The organism is Pseudomonas sp. REST10 (assembly GCF_029542605.1).
In the GTDB taxonomy this organism is placed as follows: Bacteria; Pseudomonadota; Gammaproteobacteria; order Pseudomonadales; family Pseudomonadaceae; genus Aquipseudomonas; species Aquipseudomonas khazarica.
Genome location: NZ_CP035677.1, coordinates 36557 through 58803, shown reverse-complemented (window position 1 = coordinate 58803; position 22247 = coordinate 36557). Strand labels below are relative to the sequence as shown.

Here is a 22247-nt window from a genome sequence, read left to right as displayed (position 1 = left end):
CGTGAGTGGCTGATCGCGGCTGAAGCCGCTCCTACAGGGAGCGGGGTAGCCCGGATGCAATCCGGGGCGGGGGTTGCGCTGCGTGGGGGAGCGGTCGTGCTGGGCTTTTCGAGGGGCGTCGCGGCTGAAGCCGCTCCTACAGGGGGCGTGGTAGCCCGGATGCAATCCGGGGCCGCGTTCAGGAGGCGGTCAGGCGGGTGGTCGTTGCAATGTCGCTCGACTCCAGCGGGGTCTGCGCATGGATCGACGCCTGGCGATGCTTGAGCATGCCTCCGCTGCGCTCGTTCAGCGCGGCGGTCATCTCGGCCAGGATCGAGGTGGCCACGCTTTCCGGTGTGTCGCCACCGATATCCAGGCCGATGGGGTAGTGCAGGCGGTCCAGCGCGGGCAGTTGTGCGGCGTACTGGCGAATTTCCCCCAGCAGGCGCTCGGTGCGCTCGCGTGGGCCCAGTTGGCCGACGTAGAGGGGCGAGCCCTGCAGCACGCTGCGCAGCCAGTGACGATCCTGGCTGTAGCTGTGGCTCATGATCGCCACCAGCGCGCCGTCGGTCAGCTGGGTCAGGTCGTAGGGCGCTTTCGCGTCCACCTGGCGCACGACGTCGGCATCGGGGAAGCGCTCGGCGCGGGCGAAATGCGCGCGTCCGTCGATCACGCTGACATGCCAGTCCAGCAACTTGGCCATGTGGCTCAGCGGCTGCGCATCATGCCCGGCGCCGAAGATCACCAGGCGGCGTTGCGGCGGCAGGTACTCGCAGAACACTTCGATCCCGCCGCGCGCGCCCTGGTAGGTCCGCAGCGAGGAGCGGCCCAGGGCCAGGGTCTCGGCCAGATCGGCGCGGAGCGCATCGTCGAGGCCGGGCTCGGGCAGGCGTTCGCTGCTGGCCTGCGCGGGGTGCAGGGCGAGGCGATCGCCGACACGCACGCGGGCGTGACGATAGCTGGAGATCACCGTGCCCAGCGCGCCGGGCTGGCCGCTTTCGCGCACCTGGCGCAGCAGGTCGAGCACGCCCAGGGGCTTCTCCGCGCTGTGCCGTTCGAGCAGCACGTGCACGGTGCCATTGCAGCCCAGGCCGAAGGTCAGCGCGGCGTCCTGGTCATCGTCGTCATCCTGGGTCGCGGTGCTGTAGCGGCGGATCACCGCCTCGCCGCTGTCGGTCAGCCACCAGGCCTTCTTCGCCACTTCGGATTCCAGGCAGCCGCCGCTGATGGTGCCCACGGTACCGCCGTAGAGCGGGATCAGCATGCGCGCGCCGGGGCGTCGGTAGGCCGAGCCTTCCACCTTGACCACGGTGGCGAGCACGGCCTGGCCGTTATCGCGTTCGACGCTGCCGATGGCGTCGAGCAGGGCACTGATTCCCGACAGCATAGGTTTCTCCCAGACAAGAATGGGGCAGCGACAGACGGCGACCCTCAGACTGCCAATGTTCCGTATGCCAGTTAAGGAGAGTTAGGCCGATCCTGCGAGATTCTTGCCCGATCCTGCGTGGCTGCCGTCGAAACGCTCGGCCAGCCTGACGATATGCGCGCGCTCGGTGCGGATGAAGTCGACGAAGGCCTGGGCCACGGGGGACAGGCGTCGCCCGCGGATGTTCACTACGCACCAGCTGCGCTGCAGCGGCAGCTCGGCCACCGGTAGTTCGCGCAGCAAGCCGTGCTGCAGCTCCAGGCGCACGGCGTGGCGTGGCAGCAGGGCGATACCGAGGCCGGCCAGCACCGCTTCACGCTGCGATTCCAGCGAGCCGATCTCCAGGGTATTGGGGAAGTGCGCGCGCTTCTGGTGGCAGTACTCCTCGCAGGCGCGCCGGGTGCCCGAGCCGCTCTCGCGGATCAGCAGGGGATAGGGGGTCAGGTCCTGCAGTTGCAGGTTGTCCGCCTGGCACAGCGGATGGTCCGGCGCCGCCACGGCGATGATCGGGTTGTTGAGGAAGGGCATGAAGTCCAGCGCCATGTCCTGCGGCACCTGGCTCATGATCATCAGGTCGTCGCGGCTCTGGGTCAGGCGGCGTACCACCAGGCTGTGGTTGACCACGGTCAGGTTCAGGCTGACTTCCGGGTAACTGCGGCGAAAGTCGGCGAAAAGGTGCGGAATGAAATACTTGGCGCTGGATTCCACGCACAGGTTCAGTTGCCCCTGCAGCGAGCCCTGCAGGTCCGACAGCTGCATGTCCAGGCTTTCCAGGCGACCGAAGATGTCGCTGCTGGCGCGGCGCAGGGCTTCGGCGGCTTCGGTCAGGTAGAGCTTCTTGCCGAGGTACTCGAACAGCGGCTGGCCGACCAGCTCTTCCAGCTGACGGATCTGCAGGCTGACGGCGGGCTGGGTCAGGGCCATCTCCTCGGCGGCGCGGCTGTAGGAGCCGTGCTCGCACACGGCACGGAAGACCTGGAGCTGGCGCAGGGTCATGCGCAGCAGGGTTTTACGCACGGTCGTTTCCTCGTTCGCAAAGGTGAATAAGTAATTACTTATGTCTGATCAAATAATTATTCATTTTGGTTAATCCGTATAGCCGGATAGGGTTTGTCCAACTTTGCAACCAACTGTTGCAGCGGCCCTTGCAGCTCTGCGCTGAGGATTCGAACCGTGATCAAGAAGATCCTGATCGCCAACCGTGGTGAAATCGCCGTCCGCATCGTGCGGGCCTGTGCCGAGATGGGCATTCGCTCGGTGGCCATCTATTCGGATGCGGACCGTCACGCGCTGCACGTCAAGCGTGCCGACGAGGCGCACAGCATCGGCGAGGATCCGCTGGCCGGCTACCTGAACCCGCGCAAGCTGGTGAACCTGGCGGTGGAGACCGGTTGCGACGCCCTGCATCCGGGTTACGGCTTCCTGTCCGAGAATGCCGAACTGGCGGAGATCTGCGCCGAACGCGGGATCAAGTTCATAGGCCCGAGCGCCGAAGTCATCCGCCGCATGGGCGACAAGACCGAAGCGCGCCGCAGCATGATCGCCGCCGGCGTACCCTGCACCCCCGGCACCGAAGGCAATGTCGCCGACCTGGCCGAAGCCCTGCGTGAGGCCGAGCGCATCGGCTACCCGGTGATGCTCAAGGCCACCTCCGGCGGTGGTGGGCGCGGCATTCGTCGCTGCAACAGCCGCGAGGACCTGGAACAGGCCTACCCACGGGTGATCTCCGAGGCGACCAAGGCCTTCGGCAGCGCAGAGGTGTTCCTGGAAAAGTGCATCGTCAATCCGAAGCACATCGAAGCGCAGATCCTCGCCGACAGTTTTGGCAACACCGTGCACCTGTACGAGCGCGACTGCTCGATCCAGCGCCGCAACCAGAAGCTCATCGAGATCGCCCCCAGCCCGCAGCTCACCCCTGAGCAGCGCGCCTACATCGGCGACCTGGCCGTGCGCGCCGCCCAGGCCGTGGGCTACGAGAACGCCGGCACCGTGGAGTTCCTGCTCGCCGAGGGCGAGGTGTACTTCATGGAAATGAACACCCGGGTGCAGGTGGAGCACACCATCACCGAGGAAATCACCGGCATCGACATCGTCCGCGAGCAGATCCGCATCGCTTCGGGCCTGGCCCTGTCGATCAAGCAGGAAGACATCATCCACCGTGGTTATGCCCTGCAGTTCCGCATCAACGCCGAGGACCCGAAGAACAACTTCCTGCCCTCGTTCGGCAAGATCACCCGCTACTACGCCCCTGGCGGTCCCGGCGTGCGTACCGACACGGCGATCTACACCGGCTACACCATTCCGCCCTATTACGACTCGATGTGCCTGAAGCTGATCGTCTGGGCGCTGACCTGGGAAGAGGCGATGGACCGTGGCCTGCGCGCGCTGGACGACATGCGCGTGCAAGGCGTGCGCACCACCGCGCCTTATTACCAGGAAATCCTGCGTAACCCGGAATTTCGCAGCGGCCAGTTCAACACCAGCTTCGTCGAAAGCCATCCGGAACTGACCCAGTACTCGATCAAGCGCAATCCGTCGCACCTGGCCATCGCCATCGCCACCGCCATCGCTGCCCACGCGGGCCTGTAGGGGACATCATGAGCAAGAAGATCACCGTTACCGATACCGTCCTGCGCGATGCCCACCAGTCGCTGCTGGCCACGCGGATGCGCACCGAAGACATGCTGCCGATCTGCGACAAGCTCGACCGCGTGGGCTACTGGTCGCTGGAAGTCTGGGGCGGCGCCACGTTCGACTCGTGCGTGCGCTTCCTCAAGGAAGACCCGTGGGAGCGACTGCGTCAGCTCAAGGCCGCGCTGCCCAATACCCGCCTGCAGATGCTCCTGCGCGGGCAGAACCTGCTCGGCTACCGGCATTACAGCGATGACGTGGTCAAGGCCTTCGTCGCCAAGGCGGCGGTCAATGGCATCGACGTGTTCCGCATCTTCGACGCGATGAACGACGTGCGTAACCTGCGCGTCGCCATCGAGGCGGTCAAGGCCGCCGGCAAGCATGCCCAGGGCACCATTGCCTACACCACCAGCCCGGTGCACACCACGGACGCCTTCGTCGCCCAGGCCAAGGCCATGCAGGCGATGGGCATCGACTCCATCGCCATCAAGGACATGGCCGGCCTGCTCACGCCGTACGCCACCTTCGAGCTGGTCAAGGCGCTGAAGAGCGAAGTCGACCTGCCGGTGTTCATCCACAGCCACGACACGGCCGGCCTCGGCGCGATGTGCCAGCTCAAGGCCATCGAAGCCGGCGCCGACCATATCGACACCGCCATCTCCAGCCTGGCCTGGGGTACCAGCCATCCGGGTACCGAGTCGATGGTCGCCGCGCTCAAGGGCAGCGAGTTCGACACCGGCCTGGACCTGGAGCTGATCCAGGAGATCGGCATGTACTTCCATGCCGTGCGCAAGAAGTACCACCAGTTCGAGAGCGAGTTCACCGGCGTGGACACCCGCGTGCAGGTCAACCAGGTGCCGGGCGGGATGATTTCCAACCTGGCCAACCAGCTCAAGGAGCAGGGCGCGCTGAACCGCATGAACGAAGTGCTGGACGAGATTCCGCGCGTGCGTGCCGACCTCGGCTTCCCGCCGCTGGTCACGCCCACTTCGCAGATCGTCGGTACCCAGGCGTTCTTCAACGTGTTGGCTGGCGAGCGCTACAAGACCATCACCAACGAGGTGAAACTGTATCTGCAGGGCCGCTACGGCAAGGCCCCGGGCAAGGTCGACGAGCAGCTGCGCAAGCAGGCCATCGGCAGCGAGGAAGTGATCGACGTGCGTCCGGCCGACCTGCTCAAGCCCGAGCTGGCGCGCCTGCGTGAAGAGATCGGCAGCCTGGCCAAGTCCGAAGAGGACGTGCTGACCTTCGCCATGTTCCCCGACATCGGGCGCAAGTTCCTCGAAGAGCGCGAGGCCGGCACCCTCAAGCCCGAAGAACTGCTGCCCATGCCCAGTGGTCAGGGCGCGGCGCCGGTCGGCGGCGAAGGCGTGCCGACCGAGTTCGTGGTCGACGTGCACGGCGAGAGCTACCGCGTGGACATCACCGGGGTCGGCGTCAAGGGCGACGGCAAGCGTCACTTCTACCTGTCCATCGACGGCATGCCGGAAGAAGTGGTGTTCGAGCCGCTCAACGAATTCGTCGCCGGCAGTGGCGGCAAGCGCAAGCAGGCCGGCGCCCCGGGCGACGTGTCCACCACCATGCCGGGCAACATCGTCGATGTGCTGGTCAAGGAAGGGGACACGGTCAAGGCCGGTCAGGCGGTGCTGATCACCGAAGCGATGAAGATGGAAACCGAAGTGCAGGCGCCGATTGCCGGCAAGGTCAAGGCCGTTCACGTGGCCAAGGGCGACCGCGTCAATCCGGGCGAAGTGCTGGTGGAAATCGAAGGTTAACCTCAGGAGCCCGGCCTGTTGGATGGGCAAGTTTGACGGGGCGTAACCCGGGCTCCTTTTTTATTCACGGGCGCTTCGCATGAGGCGCCAAGGGTTCGAGACCCGGGAGCCGCAAGGCTCCTTTTTTTACCACGGTTCTCTGGCCGTGCCCCGGGTGCGCAAGCACAGCGCGGGCGATCAGCACCGCTTGCGCGGGGCGCGGCCTTTTCCCTTCGACCGGCCGGAGCAGTTCGCTCCGGCCGGTCTTTTTCATTCCTGCGGGAAGCGCGAGCGCGGGGTGGCCATCGGCACCTTGTCGCCGTCGAGCGGCAGGAAAGTGCCCAGCTCGGCGTCATAGGCCTTGATCTGGCTGGTCTCGATGTCATACACCCAGCCGTGGATGAACAGCTGGCCGCGCGCCAGCTTGGCCGCTACCGACGGGTGGGTGCACAGGTGGTTGAGCTGCGCCACCACGTTTTCCTCGGTGAGCACCGCCAGGGTTTCCTTGTCGTCGCTGCAGTTGCAGTTCTCCGCCACCACGCTGCGTGCCACCTCGGCATGGCGCAGCCAGGCCTTGACGGTGGGCATGGTTTCCAGCGACGCCGGGTTGAGTACCGCCTTCATCGCGCCGCAGTCGGAGTGGCCGCAGACGACGATGTGCTGCACGCCCAGGGCCATCACCGCGTACTCGATGGCGGTGGAGACGCCGCCCATCATCTGCCCGTAGGCCGGCACCACGTTACCGACGTTGCGGTTGACGAACAGGTCGCCGGGCGAGCTCTGGGTGATCAGTTCCGGCACCACGCGCGAGTCGGCGCAGGTGATGAACATGGCGCGCGGGTTCTGGGCGGTGGCGAGCTTCTTGAACAGTTCTTCCTGCTGCGGGAAGACTTCGTTGCGAAAGCGCTTGAAGCCATCGACGATGCTGTGCAGCGCCTGCTCGGCGGTTTCGTTGCCCTCATGGGTCTGAAGCGGAATCACCTGGTGTTTGTAAGGCATGCCCTGAACCTCTTTGTTATCTGAAAATGCGCTGCTAGAACGACAGCCGCTGCGCTGTGCGAGTCACACCGCAAGTTTCTCCTGCGCCAGGCGGCGCGACAACCGGTAGGTTTTTGCAATTCGTGGCGAACGCCTGCGGCCGGGCGAGCCGCAGGTCGTCAGCCGCGGTGGTGGCTGCGGAAGAAGTCGATCAGGCCCTGGGTGGACGCATCCTCGGCGCCGCTGAGGTCGCTGCCGACCATGCGCGAGTAGACGCCCTTGCCCAGTTCCTTGCCCAGCTCCACGCCCCACTGGTCGAAGGCGTTGATGCCCCAGATCACGCTCTGCACGAAGACCTTGTGCTCGTAGAGGGCGATCAGCGCGCCCAGGCGGCCGGGGCTGACCCGCTCCAGCACCAGGGTGTTGCTCGGGCGGTTGCCGGGGACCACCTTGTGCGGCGCCAGGCGCTGCACCTCGGCCTCGCTCAGGCCCTGGGCGCGCAGTTCGGCCTCGGCCTCGGCGTGGCTCTTGCCGAGCATCAGCGCCTGGCTCTGCGACAGGCAGTTGGCGAACAGCCATTGATGGTGATCGGCGACCGGGTTGTAGCTGCTCACCGGGACGATGAAGTCCGCCGGGATCAGCAGCGTGCCCTGGTGCAGCAGCTGGTGATAGGCGTGCTGGCCGTTGCAGCCGACGCCGCCCCAGATCACCGGGCCGCTGGCGATCTGCAGCGCGCTGCCGTCCTGGCGCACGCGCTTGCCGTTGGACTCCATGTCCAGTTGCTGCAGGTGCTTGGTGATGTTGCGCAGGTAATGGTCGTACGGCAGGATCGCGTGGCTCTGCGCGCCCCAGAAATTGCCGTACCAGACGCCGAGCATGGCCAGCAGCAGCGGCATGTTGCGTTCGAACGGCGCCTGCTGGAAGTGCCGGTCCATGCGGTAGGCGCCGGTGAGCAGCTCCTTGAAGTTGGAGATGCCGATGGACATGGCGATGGGCAGGCCGATGGCCGACCACAGCGAATAGCGCCCACCGACCCAGTCCCACATGGGCAGGATGTTTTCCTCGCGGATGCCGAAGGCGCAGGCCGCCTCGACGTTGCTCGACACCGCCATGAAGTGCCGGTGCAGCTCCTCTTCGCTGCCACCCTGGGCCAGGTACCAGCCACGCGCGGCCTGGGCGTTCTTCAGGGTTTCCAGGGTGCCGAAGGTCTTCGACGAAACGATGAACAGCGTGGTTTCCGCACACAGCTTGGCGGCCAGCTCCTGGAACGAGCTGCCGTCGATATTGGCCAGGTAGTGGCAGCGCACGCCGCGCTGGGCGAACGGCAGCAGCGCCTCGGACACCAGCTGCGGGCCGAGGAACGAGCCGCCGATGCCGATGTTCACCACGTCGGTGATCGGCTTGTCGCTGTAGCCGCGCCACAGGCCATGGTGCACCCGGCCGACCAGTTCGCTCATGCGTTGCAGGGCGCGGTGCACCTGCGGCATCACGTCCACGCCGTCGACCAGCACGCGCTCGCCCAGCGGCCGGCGCAGCGCCGTGTGCAACGCCGGGCGCCGCTCCGAGGCGTTGACCTGCGCGCCATCGAACAGCGCCGCGATGGCCTCGGCCAGGCCGGCCTCGCGGGCCAGTTCGACCAGCAGGCTGCGGGTGCGCACGTCGATCAGGTTCTTCGAATAGTCGAGGAACAGGCCGCAGTCATCCAGTGAGAAGCGCGCGAAGCGTTGCGGGTCGTCGGTGAAGGCCTGGCGCAGGCTGAAACCCTCCAGTGCCTGGCGCTGCTCGCGCAGTGCCTGCCAGCTGGGCAGTTGGGTGACGTCCTGCGAGGACGGGGTGTAGGGCATCGGGCAATCCTCTCTCAGCGCGCGGCCAGGTGATGGCGGTCCAGCTCGTGCAGGTAGGGCAGGTCGGGGCCGACCCGCGAGCAGGTCAGCGCGGCCGCCTCGATGGCCAGGCGCAGCATGTCGTCGATCGTTGCGCGGTCTAGCGTCTTCAGCGCCTCGGGGCTGTCCAGGCCATGCCGTGCCAGGTAGCTGAGCAGCGCCGCCTGGAAGGTATCGCCCGCACCGACGGTGTCGCGCGTGTGCACCGGCACCGCCGGTGCCGACCAGTGCCCGTGACGGCTGTGCACGCTGGCGCCGGCACTGCCATGGGTGAGGAACACCAGCTGGCAGCGTTCGCTGAGCCAGCCGGCTGCGACCTGTTGTGGCTCGCGCTCGGGGTACAGCAGCTGCAGGTCCTCTTCGCTGACCTTGATCAGGTGCGCATGGCTGGCGAAGGCTTCGACCCGTTCGCGCCATAGCGCGACATCCGGCGCAGGGCCGAGGCGCACGTTGGGGTCGAGGCTGATCAGGCGCCGCTGATGTTCGCGCTGCACCAGCGCCAGCAGCGTGCTGGCCACCGGTTCCACCACCAGGGAGAAGGAGCCGACATGCAGGCCGCGCACCTGGGCATCCAGGGTCGGCAGGTGTTCGGTCAGCAGCAGGCGGTCGGCGCAGCCCTCGCCACGGAAGGAATACTGCGGCGAGCCGGCGGCATCCACGCCGACCATCGCCAGGGTGGTCGGCGCATCGCTGGCGATGAGGTAGGCATCGCTCACGCCCTCGTCGTGCAGGACCTGGCGCAGGCGCTGGCCGAGGCTGTCGGAGGATATCCCGGTGAACAGCGCCGAGTCGGCCCCCATGCGGCGCATGCCCAGCGCCACGTTGAACGGCGAGCCACCGGCGATGGCCTTGAAGGCCAGCTCGTTGCTGCGTGCGCCGTCGCTCTGGATGAACACGTCGAACAGTGCTTCGCCACAGACCAGGTACATATGTCTCTCCGTATCGGTTCTCGGGCAGCTCCGTAAACGGCCCTGGCGCTGGCTCGCGGTGTCGCTCTGCGCCAGTGCCGGGTGTTCCGCAGCCGCCCTCGGGGCGTTCTCACGCCGGGTTGTGTTCGGCGAGCCGGCTGACCTGCTCGCGATAGTGTTGGTAGACCTCTTCGTACTGCGCCGTGCGCGCCAGGTCCGGCTGCGTCTGCGTGCTGGCGTCGAGCTGCACGCAACGCTCGCACAGTGCGGCCAGCTGCGCCTGGCGGTCGGCACCCGGTGTCAGACACCAGGCCGCCTGGATCGCCGCACCCAGGGCGGCGGCCTCGGTCTGTCGCGGGCAGACCAGCGGCGTGCCCATGATGTCGGCGATCACCTGGCGCCACACCGGGCTCTTCGCCGCACCACCGATCAGGCGGATGGTCTGGCTCTGCAGGCCGCTGGCGCGCAGCAGGTCGAGACCGTAGCGCAAGCCGAAGCTGGTGCCCTCGACCACCGCCCGACAGAGGTTGGCGCGAGTCAGGTTGTCGCTGTCCATGCCCAGCAGGCTGGCGCGCGCGTTGGGCAGTGCCGGTACCCGTTCGCCGTTGAAGAACGGCAGCATCAGCAGACCCTCGGCCCCGATGGGCGCCTGCTCGACCAGCGCGCCGAAGGCCTGGATGTCCAGTTCCAGCAACTGCTGGATCAGCCCGGTGGCGCTGGTCAGGTTCATGGTACAGATCAGTGGCAGCCAGCCGCCGGACGACGAGCAGAAAGTCGCCACCTGGGCATGCGGGCTGATCATCGGCTGCTCGCTGTAGGCGTACAGCGTGCCGGAAGTGCCCAGGCTCATGGTGATCGCGCCGGGACGGATATTGCCGGTGCCGATGGCACCCATCATGTTGTCGCCGCCGCCGCTGGCCACCACGGCCTGCGGGTTCAGGCCCAGGCGCTCGGCGATCTGCGGGCGGATCGGCCCCACCGGCTGGTCCGGCTCCAGCAGTTGCGGCAGGGCGCGCTGCAGGCGCCCGCTGGGGTCGATGAAATCCAGCAACGCGCCGTCCCATTGGCGTGTGCGCACGTCGAAATAGCCGCTGCCGGAGGCGTCGCCGTATTCGCTGCAGGCACGCCCGGTGAGCCAGTGGTTGAGGTAGTCGTGCGGCAGGAGGATATGCGCGATGCGGGCGAACAGTTCGGGGTGCTGCTCGCGCGTCCAGAGCAGCTTGGACACCGTGTAGCCGGGCGCGATGGCCACGCCCAGGCGCTGCAGCGAACCGGCTGCGCCGCCAAGGTGCTCGAGCAGGCGCTGGTTCTCCGGGGTCGATTCGGTGTCGCACCAGAGCTTGGCCGGACGCAGCACCGCGCCCTGCTCGTCGAGCAGGACCAGGCCATGCTGCTGGCCGGAGACGCCGATGCCGAGAATCTGCTCGCCGCGAATGCCGGCGGAGGCCAGCGCTTGCCGCGTGGCCTGCTCGAAGGCCTCCAGCCATTGCCCCGGCTGCTGCTCGCGGCGACCGTTGGCCGCGCTCTGCAGGCTGTGGCTGGCGCTGCCGGCGCCGAGCACCTGGCCGCTGTCGGCGTCGAGCACCAGGGCCTTGGTGCCCTGGGTGCCGCAGTCGATACCGAGGTACATGCTCAGAGCTCCCGCATGCGCTCGATCAACAGCGCTTCCAGGGCGAGCTGATCGGCATGGAACTGGCGAATGCCCTCGGCGAGCTTCTCCGTGGCCATGGGGTCTTCGTTCATCTGCCAGCGAAACTGCTGCTCGTCGAGGCAGGCCGGGGCGAGCACCCGCTGGCCGTCGTCCTGCAGCGCTGGCCGCAGTTCGCCGCTGGCCTGTTCCAGTTCGGCGAGCAGGGCAGGGCTGATGGTCAGGCGGTCGCAGCCGGCCAGGGCGAGCACTTCGCCGATGTTGCGAAAGCTCGCGGCCATCACCACCGTGGCGTAGTCGTGCTGCTTGAAGAAGCGATAGACCTGGCGCACCGACAGCACGCCGGGGTCGTTCTCGGCCTCGAAGCGGACGTCCGGGGTCTGCTGCCTGTGCCAGTCGAGAATACGCCCGACGAAAGGCGACACCAGGTAGATGCCGGCCTCGGCGCAGGCACGGGCCTGGGCCAGGTTGAAGATCAGCGTGAGGTTGCAGCGAATGCCCTCGCGCTCCAGCTGGCGCGCCGCCTGGATGCCTTCCCAGGTGGCGGCGATCTTCACCAGGACACGGTCGCCGGGGATGCCCAGTTGCAGGTAGCGCTGATGCAGCGCCCGCGCCCGCGCCACGGTGGCGGCGCTATCGAAGGACAGCGCCGCCGGGACTTCGGTGGACACCTTGCCCCGGATGGTCGCGAGAATCTCCACGCCCATGCTGACCACCAGGCGGTCGCACGCCTCGGCGATGATCGCGCGGGGCGCTGCGCCGCTGCGGATGGCCTGGCGCAGTGCGTCGTCGACCTGACGTTGGTACTGCCCCGCCTGCAGCGCCTTGAGGATGATCGACGGGTTGGTGGTGGCGTCCTCGGGCTGGAAGCGGTTGATGGCGACCAGGTTGCCGGTGTCGGCGACCACCACGCTGTGCTGCTTGAGTTGGCTGAGCAGGCTGGGCATGTGCGTCTCCGGGGCCTAGGCGTGCAGCAGGTTGTGCAGGGTCTGGCTGACGCCCCGCTCGCGCAGGCTGGTCAGGCAGCGCTCGAAGGCGGCGACGAATTCCAGCGAACGCCCTGGCGCGCTGCCGAAGATCGTCTCCTCGCCGAGCACCCGTGCGGTGAGCTGGGCATCGTCGGCGACCAGCGCCTGGCAATGCTCGGCCCTCGGGTCGGGAATCCGGTAGCGGGCACCGCTTTCGTCCTCGCCCTTGAGGTACAGCGCCCAGGCGGCGACCACCAGGGCCACCCGGTCCAGTGGCTTGCCGTCGGCGATCAGGCGCTGCAGGGTCGGCACGATGAACTTGGGAAACTTCGACGAGCCGTCGGAGCAGACGCGCTCCAGCTGGTCGGCGATGGCCTGGTTGGAGAAGCGTTCGATCAGCGTGTCCTTGTAGGTGGCCAGGTCGATGCCCGGCACCGGGGCCAGCTGCGGCGTAACGTCGAGGTCCATGAAGCTGCGCACGTACTGGCGCATCAGCGGGTCGTTCATGGTCTCGTGGACGAAGCGATAGCCCTTGAGAAAGCCCAGGTAGGCCAGGGCCAGGTGGCTGCCGTTGAGCAGCTTGATCTTCATCTCTTCGTAGGGCGTGACGTCGTCGGTGAACTGCACGCCGACCTCCTCCCAGGCGGGCCGGCCGCTGACGAACTTGTCTTCCAGCACCCATTGCACGAAAGGCTCGCAGACCACCGGCCAGGCGTCCTCGACGCCGTGCTGCGCGGCCAGCTGCTGGCGGTGCGCGGCGCTGGTCATGGGGGTGATGCGGTCGACCATGGCATTGGGAAACGACACGTGCTGGTCGATCCAGCTGGCCAGCTCCTGGTCGGCCAGGTGAGCGAAGGCGAGCAGCGCCTTGCGCGTGACGGCGCCGTTGTGCGGCAGGTTATCGCAGGACATCAGGGTAAAGGCCGGAATGCCGGCGGCCCGACGCCTGGCCAGGGCCGCGCAGAGGAAGCCGAACACGCTCCTGGGCGCGTCGGGGTGGCGCAGGTCGTGCTGGATGGCCGGCAGTTCGGCGAGGAACTCCCCGCTGCTGTCGTCGATGCAGTAGCCGCCTTCGGTGATGGTCAGCGAGACGATGCGGATCGCCGGGTCGGCGAGCTTGTCGATCAGCGCCTGCGGCGATTCCTCGGCCAGCAGCATGTCGTTGATGGCGCCGATCACCCGTACCGGCAGGTTCGGTTCGTCGCCCAGTTCGACCAGGGTGTAGAGATAGTCCTGGCCGGCCAGGGCGTCACGCATGGCGCGGTCCTCACTGCGCACGCCGACTCCGCAGATGCCCCAGTCGAGCGCCAGGCCCTGGTTCATCAGGGCGTCGGTGTAGACCGCCTGGTGAGCGCGGTGAAAGCCGCCAACGCCGATATGGGCGATGCCGGTGCGGATCATGTCCGGGGTGTAGGCTGGCAGCGCGACAGCGCCGCCAAGCCGGGAGAGCTGCTGGCGATTGAGTTTCATCTGGAAAGTCCCGTGATGGCGCGCTGTCAGGCGGCCTGCTGCAAGGGTTTGGCGACGGCCTGGCCGTCGGCGTTGAAGAGGTGGCAGTGCGCCGGGTCGAAATCCAGCGCCAGGGTGTCGCCATAGCGCGGCGCGAAGTCGCCCCGTACCCGCACCGTGAGCATTTCTCCCGAGCTGCAGCGCACGTGGCAGAAGGTGTCGCTGCCCAGGCGTTCGCTGACGTCGGCGGTGACCTGCAGGCGGCCCGTGCCGGCGGCGACGTTGAAGTGCTCGGGGCGCACGCCCAGGGTCACGCTGCTGCCGACGGCGAGCCCGGCGGCGGACAGCGGCAGGCCCAGCTGGCCACCGCATTCCAGTTGCACGGTGCAGCTGTCGGCCTCGACCTGCTGCAGCGTGCCGCGCAGGAAACCCATCTTCGGCGTGCCGAGAAAACCGGCGACGAACAGGTTGGCCGGGTGGTGGTAAAGCTCCAGCGGCGAGCCGACCTGCTCGATGCGGCCGCCATTGAGCACCACCACCTTGTCGGCCAGGGTCATGGCTTCGATCTGGTCGTGGGTCACGTAGATCATGGTCGCCTGCAGGTCCTTGTGCAGTCGCGCCAGCTCCAGGCGGGTCTGCACGCGCAGGGCGGCGTCGAGGTTGGACAGCGGCTCGTCGAACAGGAAGATCTTCGGGTTGCGCACGATGGCGCGACCGATGGCCACGCGCTGGCGCTGGCCACCGGACAGCTGCCTGGGCTTGCGCTCGAGCAGGGCCTCCAGTTGCAGGATGCGTGCGGCGTTGGCGACCTTCGCCTCGACTTCCTGCTTGCCCACCCGCGCCAGGTCGAGGGCGAACGACAGGTTCTTGCGCACGGTCATGTGCGGGTACAGCGCGTAGGTCTGGAACACCATGGCCAGGTCGCGGCGCGCCGGGGCGACATCGGTGATGTCCTTGCCGTCGAGCTCGATGTGGCCGCTGCTGACTTCCTCGAGCCCGGCGATCAGGCGCAGCAGGGTGGACTTGCCGCAGCCGGAGGGGCCGACGAACACCACGAACTCGCGGTCGCGGATGTCCAGGTCGATGCCCTTGATGATCGCGGTGCCATCGAAGCCTTTCTTCAGGTTGCGGATCTTCAGATCAGCCATGTCAGTTCTCCCGTTATTTCACCGCGCCGAAGGACAGGCCGCGTACCAGTTGTTTTTGGCTGATCCAGCCGAAGATCAGGATGGGCGCGCAGGCCAGGGTCGAGACGGCGGAGAGCTTGGCCCAGAACAGGCCCTCGGGGCTGGAGTAGGAGGCCACCAGGGCGGTCAGCGGGGCGGCGGCGGAGCTGGTCAGGTTGAGCGACCAGAATGCCTCGTTCCAGCACAGGATCAGCGACAGCAGCATGGTCGAGGCCAGGCCGCCGCGAGCGATCGGCAGCAGCACGCGGACGATCTCCTGCCAGGTGGTGGCGCCGTCCAGGCGCGCGGCTTCGAGGATGTCCACGGGGATGTCCTTGAAGTAGGTGTAAACCATCCACACCAGGATCGGCAGGTTGATCAGGGTGTAGATGATGATCAGCGCCAGGCGCGAATCGAGCAGGCCGAACTGCTTGGCCAGCAGGTAGATCGGCACCAGCACGCCGACCGGCGGCAGCATCTTGGTCGACAGCATCCACAGCAGCGTGCCGCGGGTGCGCCTGGTCTCGAAGAACGCCATGGAATAGGCCGCCGGCACGGCCAGGAGCATGCACAGCAGCGTGGCGGAGACGGAGATCAGCACCGAGTTCCAGGCGAAGGCGAAGTAGTCGCTGCGCTCGTTGATGTGCAGGTAGTTCTCCAGCGTCGGCATGAAGATGAACTGTGGTGGCGTGGCGAAGGCGTCGATCTCGGTCTTCAGGCTGGTCAGCACCATCCACAAGATCGGGAAGAAGATCACCGCGGCGATCGCCCAGGACAGGGTGCCGATCAGCACGCTCTGCAGGCGACGGGATTGCTTGAGGGTCAGCATGTCCGGGGCCTCACTGCTTGTCGGTCAGGTTCTTGCCGATCATGCGGATCAGCACGATGGCGGCGATATTGGCGATGACCACCGCGATCAGCCCGCCCGCCGAGGCCATGCCGACGTCGAACTGCAGCAGGGCCTGGTTGTAGATCAGGTAGGCGAGGTTGGTCGACTCGTAGCCGGGGCCTCCGCTGGTGGTGGTGTAGATCTCGGCGAACACCGAGAGCAGGAAGATGGTCTCGATCATCACCACCACGGCAATCGGCCGCGCCAGGTGTGGCAGGGTCAGGTGCCAGAAGATGGCGAGCGGGCCGGCGCCGTCGAGGCGCGCGGCCTCCTTCTGCTCCTGGTCCAGCGACTGCATGGCGGTCATCAGGATCAGGATGGCGAACGGCAGCCACTGCCAGGACACGATCAGGATGATCGAGAACAGCGGATAGTGCGCCAGCCAGTCCACCGGCTGGGCGCCGAAGAACTGCCAGACGGCGGCGAGAATCCCCGACACCGGGTGGAAGATCAGGTTCTTCCACAGCAGCGCGCTGACCGTGGGCATGATGAAGAACGGCGAGATCAGCAGCACCCGTGCGATGCCGCGACCGAAGAATTCGCTGGCCTCCAGCAGGGCGGAGATGAGCACGCCGAGCACCACGCTGATCAGCAGCACGCTGCCCACCAGTAGCAGGGTATTGCCGGCACCGGAGAGGAAGGCGGCGTCGGTGACGAAGTACTCGAAGTTCTCCAGGCCGACGAAATCGTTCTCGCCGGGGTACAGCAGGTTGTAGCGGATCAGCGAGAAATAGACGGTCATGCCCAGCGGCACGATCATCCAGATCAGCAGCAGGAGCACCGAAGGGCTGACCAGGAACCAGCCGGGTGCCAGGCGCCGAGGCTTGCGCCCACCCGGCGTGCTGAGCTGGGCAGCAGGTGTGTCGATGGCCGGAGAATTCATCATGCCTCCGAGGGCGGGATTGGGGGTGAGGTAGGGCGGATGGCGTTGCGTCGGGTGGGGTGAGCGCCCGGTCGAGCAGCGACGCGACGCCGACTCTCGCCTGCTCGGGTGGCGCGCCGCGCTTCACCTGCGACGGCGCTGACCCACACCGGGACGCTGCGCGTGGCTTACTTCGGGTATCCCGCGCGCTTCATTTCCCGCGCCGTGCTTTGCTGCGCGGCCTGCAGGGCCTGCTCCGGCTGCATCTGGCCGGTCAGCGCGGCGGCGAACAGCTTGCCGACACTGGTGCCGATGGCCTGGAACTCGGGAATGGTCACCAGCTGGATACCCACGTAGGGCACGGGCTTGGCGCTGGGGTTGGCCGGGTTGGCCTGCTTCAGCGAGTCCAGGGTGACCTTGGCGAACGGCGCCGCCTGCATGTAGGCATCGCTGTAGGTCGAGGCACGGGTGCCAGGCGGTACGTTGGCCACACCGTCGGTGTCGGCCACCAGCTTGGCGTAGGCCTGCGAGGTGGCCCAGGCGCTGAAGGTCTTGGCGGCAGCCTTGGACTTGGAGCTGGTGGGAATCGCCAGCGCCCAGGAGTACAGCCAGGAGGCACCCTTGTCGGTGACCTGGGTCGGCGCGAAGGTGAAGCCCACCGCGTCGCTGACCTTGCTCTGCGACGGGTCGGTGACGAACGAGCCGGCCACGCTGGCGTCGACCCACTGCGCGCACTTGCCACTGTTGAACAGCGCCAGGTTTTCGTTGAAACCGTTGCTCGAGGCGCCCGGCGGGCCGTACTTCTTCATGTTGTCGACGTAGAAGTTCAGCGCGTTCTTCCACTCGCTGCCGGTGAATTCCGGCTGCCATTGCTCATCGAACCAGCGCGCACCGTAGGCATTGGCCAGGGTGGTGATCAGCGCCATGTTCTCGCCCCAGCCGGCCTTTCCGCGCAGGCACAGGCCGTAGACGCCCTGCTCCGGCTGGTGCAGCTTGCCGGCGAACTCGGCGAGCTGTGCCCAGGTCGGCTGTTCCGGCATCTGCAGGCCGGCCTGCTCGAACAGGTCCTTGCGGTAATAGGTGATCGAAGCTTCGGCGTAGAACGGCAGGGCGTACAGCGTGCCCTTGGCCGACAGGCCTTCACGCACCGAGGGGAACACGTCGTCGAGGTGATAGTCGGCCGGCAGATCGGTCATCGGCTCCAGCCAGCCTTTTTCGCCCCATAGTGCGGCTTCGTACATGCCGATGGTGAGGACGTCGAACTGGCCGCCCTGGGTGGCGATGTCGGTGGTCAGGCGCTGGCGCAGCACGTTCTCTTCGAGCACCACCCACTTGAGCTTGATGTCCGGGTTCTGTTCTTCGAAGGTCTTCGACAGGCGCTGCATGCGGATCATGTCGCTGTTGTTGACCGTGGCGATGGTCAGGGTTTCGGCGCCCTGGGCGACGACGGTGAGGGACAGGCAAGAGGCTGCAACGAGGGCTTTGATCGAGTTGTTCATGCTTGTGAACTCCTCTCCCGCGCCGGTACGGCTACGGAAGAACGTTATTGTTTTTGTTTCGCTCGGCCCGGATTACACCCCCGCTGGGCCGCGCGGACAAATCCTTGAGCGCACAATGGCCGATACTTTTTTGCACTCGATAGGCAATGCTCAACCTGCCTGGCGAGCAGCGGAACTGCCTGGGATGAGGGGCTGTGGCGATATCGGGGAACAGGAGCGCTGCCGATTCAGTACAGGTTTTGCTCGGTCAGGCGCTGCACCGCCAGCTTGCGATAGCCGGAGGGCGTCATGCCCTTGAGTTGCTGGAAGCGGCGGTTGAAGTTGGAGATGTTGCTGAAGCCGGACTCGAAGCAGACCTCGGTCACCGGCTTGTCGCTCTTGCTCAGCAGCTCGCAGGATTTGCTCACCCGCAGGCGATTGACGAACTCGACGAAACAGCGCCCGGTGGCTTGCTTGAAGAAGCGCGAGAAGTAGGTGGGCGTCATGCCCAGGTGCTCGGCGACCTCCTCCTGGCTGATGCCCTGTGCATAGTGCTGAAAGATGTAGTCCACCGCCCGGTTGATGCGTTCGACATGCTGCTCGTCGCCCAGCTCCGAGGAGGTCACGGCCGAGAGCAGCTGATAGTCCTCGCTGCCGGCGAGCAGCTCCATGAGAATGAAGAAGTGGCCCAGACGGGTGATCCCACGGCTGCTGGCGATCCTGCCCAGCAGCACGGCGGCTTCGCGAATCAGTTGCGGGTCGCGGAACTCGATGCCGAACTGCGCGCGGGCGAGCAGGGGCTGCAGGGTCTTGAGTTCGGCGAACACGGCGGTGCCGCTTTCCAGCACCTCGTCGGTGAAGTTGACCAGCATGTCGCGGGTTTCCACCCGTTCGCCTTCCTCGACCTGGCTGATCCAGTTGTGCGGCAGGCCCGGGCCGGTGAGAAACAGGGTGTTGGCGGAGAAGTTGCCGATGTAGTCGCCGATGAACACCTTGCCCGAACTGGCGACGATCAGGTGCAGCTCGTATTCCTTGTGGAAATGCCAGCGCACCAGTGGCGAGGGGAAACCGTGCTGACGGTAGATCAGCGAATGGCCTTCATGGTCGTCCATCAGTTCGTAGGACGGGTCGGCTACTCGGGATGTGCGGGTCATGGTGTGCGCCGGTCAATGCCTCGGTTGACCACGTTTTAACATATCGGCGCCCGCTGCCAAGTCAGAGCAGACTCAATTGCGCACCCGGCGGGCAGAACTGCGTGCAGTCCAGCGCCACGCTGCCCCGGCGGTCCAGGCCGAACTTGCGGCGCGCCAGGCGGAAGCGCTGTTCCAGCAGGTCGGCGAACTGCCCCTCGCCACGCATGCGGCTGCCGAAGCGGCTGTCGTAGTTCCTGCCGCCACGGCTCTGGCGGATCAGGCTCATCACATGGGCGGCGCGCTCCGGAAAGTGCACCTGCAGCCATTCCTCGAACAGGTCGGCGATTTCCAGCGGCAGGCGCAGCAGCACATAGCCGGCCGAGCGGGCACCGGCATCCCGGGCGGCCTCCAGCAGCGCTTCCAGTTCCATGTCGTTGATCATGGGAATCATTGGTGCGCAGAGCACGCTGACCGGCACACCCGCCTCGTGCAGCGTGCGCATGGCCCTCAGGCGCGCCGCTGGTGCGGCGGTGCGCGGTTCCATGATGCGCTTGAGCTCGTCGTCCAGGGTGGTCAGGCTGAAGGCCACGCTGACCAGGTTGTGGCTGGCCAGTTCGCCGAGCAGGTCGAGGTCGCGCAGGATCAGTGAGCCCTTGGTGATGATGTGCAGCGGGTGCTTGTAGCGCAGCAGGATTTCCAGCGCCTGGCGGGTCAGGCGCTGTTCGCGCTCGATGGGCTGGTAGGCGTCGGTGTTGATGCCCAGGGCGATGGGCTGCGGCACGTAACCGGGTTTCTGCAGCTGCTCTTCGAGGCGCTCGGCCAGGTTGGTCTTGGCGATCAGGCGGGTCTCGAAGTCGATGCCCGGTGACATGTCCCAGTAGGCATGGGTCGGCCTGGCGAAGCAGTAGATGCAGCCATGCTCGCAGCCACGGTAGGGGTTCACCGAGCGATCGAAGCCGACATCCGGTGAGTTGTTGCGGGTGATGGCCGTCTTCGCCTTTTCCTTGCGCACCTCGGTGGCGCGGCTCGGCGGCGTTTCCTCCTGATACCAGCCGTCGTCCTGCTGCTCCGAACGGGTCGGTGCATAACGGTTGTGTGGGTTGCTGGCGGTACCACGGCCTCGTGGCGGCAGGCTGGCGGACATGAACGGGCTCCTGAAAATACTGTATAAAAATACAGTTATCTGGCGCCCGGGCAAGTCCCTTCTGTCGCGGCGCCGCTCAGGCGGTCGCCGGTTGCGTCCCGTCCTTGCGCTGGGCGTAGCGCTGCGCCAGTACCGCGCAGACCATCAGCTGGATCTGGTGGAAGAGCATCAGTGGCAGGATCAGCACGCCGATGGCGCCGCCGGCGAACAGCACCTGGGCCATGGGCACGCCGGTGGCCAGGCTCTTCTTCGACCCGCAGAAGAGGATGGTGATGCGGTCCTCCAGGTTGAAGCCCAGCCACTTGCCGAGCAGGTGGGTCAGCAGCAGCGCCAGGGCCAGCAGCACGCAGCAGGCGACGACCACCGCCAGCAGCGTGACCAGCGGCACCTGCTGCCAGAGGCCGCCGATCACCGCGGCGCTGAAGGCGGTGTAGACCACCAGCAGGATCGAACTCTGGTCGACGTACTTCAGCCAGTTCTTGTTCTGCGTCACCCAGCCGCCGATCCAGCGTTGGGCGATCTGGCCGAGGATGAACGGCAGCAGCAGTTGCAGGCTGATCTTGCCGATGGCGTCGAGCGTCGAGCCGTTGTCGCCGTGCACGCCCATCAGCACGGCCACCAGCAGCGGCGTGATGAAGATGCCCAGCAGGCTGGAGGCCGCCGCACTGCAGATCGCCGCCGCGACGTTGCCGCGTGCCAGGGAGGTGAAGGCGATGGCTGACTGCACCGTGGCCGGCAGCGCGCAGAGGTAGAGCATGCCCATGAACAGCTCGGTGCCCAGCAGGGGCTCCAGGGCAGGGCGCAGCGCCAGCCCGAGCAGCGGGAAGAGGATGAAGGTGCAGGAAAACACCAGCAGGTGCAGGCGCCAGTGACCGGCACCGGCGACGATCGCCTGGCGTGACAGCTTGGCGCCGTGCATGAAGAACAGCAGGGCGATGGCCAGGTTGGTGATCCATTCGAACGCGGTGGCGACCTGGCCGCTGGCGGGCAGCAGCGTGGCGGCGAGAACCACGGCGAGCAGGGTCAGGGTGAAGTTGTCAGGCAGCAGGCGGCGCAGGAACATGGCGAATCTCGGACTTGCGATACAGGAGGGCGTCAGACTATCGTCGCCGAAAATTTCCGGCTAACGCTAAAGAGCCAGCAAGTGTCGCTAAGCAGACATTCCGCTACCCTGCATCGCAGCCTGCCCGAGTTGCCCAGCCTGCCTCGGCCGCTCTATGGCCGGGTCGAGTCGCTGACCAACCGTGCGCTGACCTTCCGTCATACCCACCCCTGGGTGCAGCTGTCCTATGCCATCGCCGGGGTGCTCGAGGTGCAGACCGCTGGGGCCCGCTTCGTCGCCCCGCCGCAGCGCGCGGTGTGGGTGCCGGCAGGTGTCGAACATCAGGTTTTCAGCTCGCCTCGTACCGAGATGCGCAGCCTGTACATCGACGGTAGTGCCGTGCCCTGGGGTTCGCCCGACTGCCGTGTGCTGGCGGTCAGCCCGCTGCTGCGCGAGCTGATTCGTGGTTTCAGTGCACTGCCCGCGGAGTACGACGAGCAGGGCGCGCCGGGCCGGCTGGCCGCGGTGCTGCTGGACGAACTGCGCGCTGCCCCGGACGTCGCGCTGATGCTGCCGTTGCCGCAGGACGCACGGCTGCGCGAGGTGTGTCAGGGGTTGGAGGATGCGACGCTGCGCCAACTGGGCCTGGGCGAATGGGGCGAGCGGCTGGGGGTTTCGGAGAAAACCTTGAGTCGCCTTTTCCTGCGCGAAACGGGCCTGAGCTTTCGTATGTGGCGCCAGCGCCAACGCCTGCTCGATGCGCTTACCCCGCTGGAGCAGGGCGAGCGCGTCACCGACGTGGCGCTGGCTTGCGGGTATGACTCGCTATCGGCCTTTATCGCCGCCTTTCGCCGCCAGTTTGGCGCAACTCCTGGAGAGTTCTTTCGCGAGTAGCGTGTAACTTGCGGG

Annotated in this window: 18 protein-coding genes; 3 read left to right on the top strand and 15 right to left on the bottom strand. The window is 66.5% G+C overall.

The features are described from left to right. Window positions 1–178: 178 nt before the first annotated feature. On the bottom strand, window positions 179–1366 hold the full coding sequence (locus EWH21_RS00270) for an XdhC family protein (protein WP_277699526.1): 1188 nt from the start codon (window positions 1364–1366) through the stop codon (window positions 179–181). Between the two features lie 81 nt (window positions 1367–1447). Continuing rightward, complete coding sequence (locus EWH21_RS00265) at window positions 1448–2422, bottom strand: LysR family transcriptional regulator (RefSeq protein ID WP_277699525.1); 975 nt, start codon at window positions 2420–2422, stop codon at window positions 1448–1450. A 156-nt stretch (window positions 2423–2578) separates the two neighbouring features. Here EWH21_RS00265 and EWH21_RS00260 point away from each other — a divergent pair, with 156 nt between their 5' ends. Next, complete coding sequence (locus tag EWH21_RS00260; protein WP_037054528.1) at window positions 2579–3994, top strand: acetyl-CoA carboxylase biotin carboxylase subunit; 1416 nt, start codon at window positions 2579–2581, stop codon at window positions 3992–3994. Window positions 3995–4002: 8 nt separating this feature from the next. Next, window positions 4003–5811, top strand: a complete 1809-nt coding sequence (gene oadA / locus EWH21_RS00255; protein ID WP_037054531.1) for a sodium-extruding oxaloacetate decarboxylase subunit alpha — start codon at window positions 4003–4005, stop codon at window positions 5809–5811. Window positions 5812–6060: 249 nt separating this feature from the next. Here oadA and EWH21_RS00250 read toward each other — a convergent pair whose 3' ends face one another. The 13 genes from EWH21_RS00250 to EWH21_RS00190 form a co-directional block, all read right to left on the bottom strand. Continuing rightward, window positions 6061–6789, bottom strand: coding sequence for a carbonic anhydrase (locus EWH21_RS00250; RefSeq protein WP_051800626.1), 729 nt, complete (start codon window positions 6787–6789; stop codon window positions 6061–6063). A gap of 158 nt (window positions 6790–6947) precedes the next feature. Continuing rightward, window positions 6948–8612 (bottom strand): glucose-6-phosphate isomerase, encoded by a 1665-nt coding sequence (pgi, locus tag EWH21_RS00245; protein WP_134678327.1) that lies wholly within the window; start codon window positions 8610–8612, stop codon window positions 6948–6950. A 14-nt stretch (window positions 8613–8626) separates the two neighbouring features. Then, complete coding sequence (locus EWH21_RS00240; protein ID WP_152489988.1) at window positions 8627–9580, bottom strand: carbohydrate kinase; 954 nt, start codon at window positions 9578–9580, stop codon at window positions 8627–8629. Window positions 9581–9689: 109 nt separating this feature from the next. Further along, the gene (xylB, locus tag EWH21_RS00235) at window positions 9690–11189 is read right to left on the bottom strand and encodes a xylulokinase (protein WP_277699524.1); all 1500 of its coding nucleotides are present in this window, start codon (window positions 11187–11189) and stop codon (window positions 9690–9692) included. Window positions 11190–11191: 2 nt separating this feature from the next. Next, window positions 11192–12154 carry a transaldolase gene (tal, locus tag EWH21_RS00230; protein WP_152489986.1) on the bottom strand — a complete coding sequence of 321 codons (963 nt, stop codon included), beginning with the start codon at window positions 12152–12154 and terminating at the stop codon, window positions 11192–11194. A 15-nt stretch (window positions 12155–12169) separates the two neighbouring features. After that, on the bottom strand, window positions 12170–13645 hold the full coding sequence (locus tag EWH21_RS00225) for a mannitol dehydrogenase family protein (protein ID WP_277699523.1): 1476 nt from the start codon (window positions 13643–13645) through the stop codon (window positions 12170–12172). A 26-nt stretch (window positions 13646–13671) separates the two neighbouring features. Then, the gene (gene ugpC / locus EWH21_RS00220; RefSeq protein WP_277699522.1) at window positions 13672–14772 is read right to left on the bottom strand and encodes a sn-glycerol-3-phosphate ABC transporter ATP-binding protein UgpC; all 1101 of its coding nucleotides are present in this window, start codon (window positions 14770–14772) and stop codon (window positions 13672–13674) included. A 13-nt stretch (window positions 14773–14785) separates the two neighbouring features. Then, the gene (locus tag EWH21_RS00215) at window positions 14786–15619 is read right to left on the bottom strand and encodes a carbohydrate ABC transporter permease (RefSeq protein WP_037054547.1); all 834 of its coding nucleotides are present in this window, start codon (window positions 15617–15619) and stop codon (window positions 14786–14788) included. A 10-nt stretch (window positions 15620–15629) separates the two neighbouring features. Next, on the bottom strand, window positions 15630–16562 hold the full coding sequence (locus EWH21_RS00210; protein ID WP_037054550.1) for a sugar ABC transporter permease: 933 nt from the start codon (window positions 16560–16562) through the stop codon (window positions 15630–15632). 167 nt (window positions 16563–16729) lie between these two features. Continuing rightward, a complete protein-coding gene (locus EWH21_RS00205; RefSeq protein WP_277699521.1) occupies window positions 16730–18040 on the bottom strand; it encodes a sugar ABC transporter substrate-binding protein in 1311 nt (436 codons plus the stop codon). 227 nt (window positions 18041–18267) lie between these two features. Beyond that, window positions 18268–19173, bottom strand: coding sequence for an AraC family transcriptional regulator (locus EWH21_RS00200; protein WP_134678236.1), 906 nt, complete (start codon window positions 19171–19173; stop codon window positions 18268–18270). Between the two features lie 61 nt (window positions 19174–19234). Beyond that, window positions 19235–20296, bottom strand: coding sequence for a PA0069 family radical SAM protein (locus EWH21_RS00195; protein WP_152489984.1), 1062 nt, complete (start codon window positions 20294–20296; stop codon window positions 19235–19237). Between the two features lie 76 nt (window positions 20297–20372). Further along, the gene (locus tag EWH21_RS00190) at window positions 20373–21359 is read right to left on the bottom strand and encodes a bile acid:sodium symporter family protein (RefSeq protein ID WP_047585233.1); all 987 of its coding nucleotides are present in this window, start codon (window positions 21357–21359) and stop codon (window positions 20373–20375) included. A gap of 81 nt (window positions 21360–21440) precedes the next feature. Here EWH21_RS00190 and EWH21_RS00185 point away from each other — a divergent pair, with 81 nt between their 5' ends. Further along, entirely contained in the window at window positions 21441–22232 is a 792-nt protein-coding gene (locus tag EWH21_RS00185) for a helix-turn-helix transcriptional regulator (RefSeq protein WP_277699520.1), read from the top strand. Window positions 22233–22247: the final 15 nt, after the last annotated feature.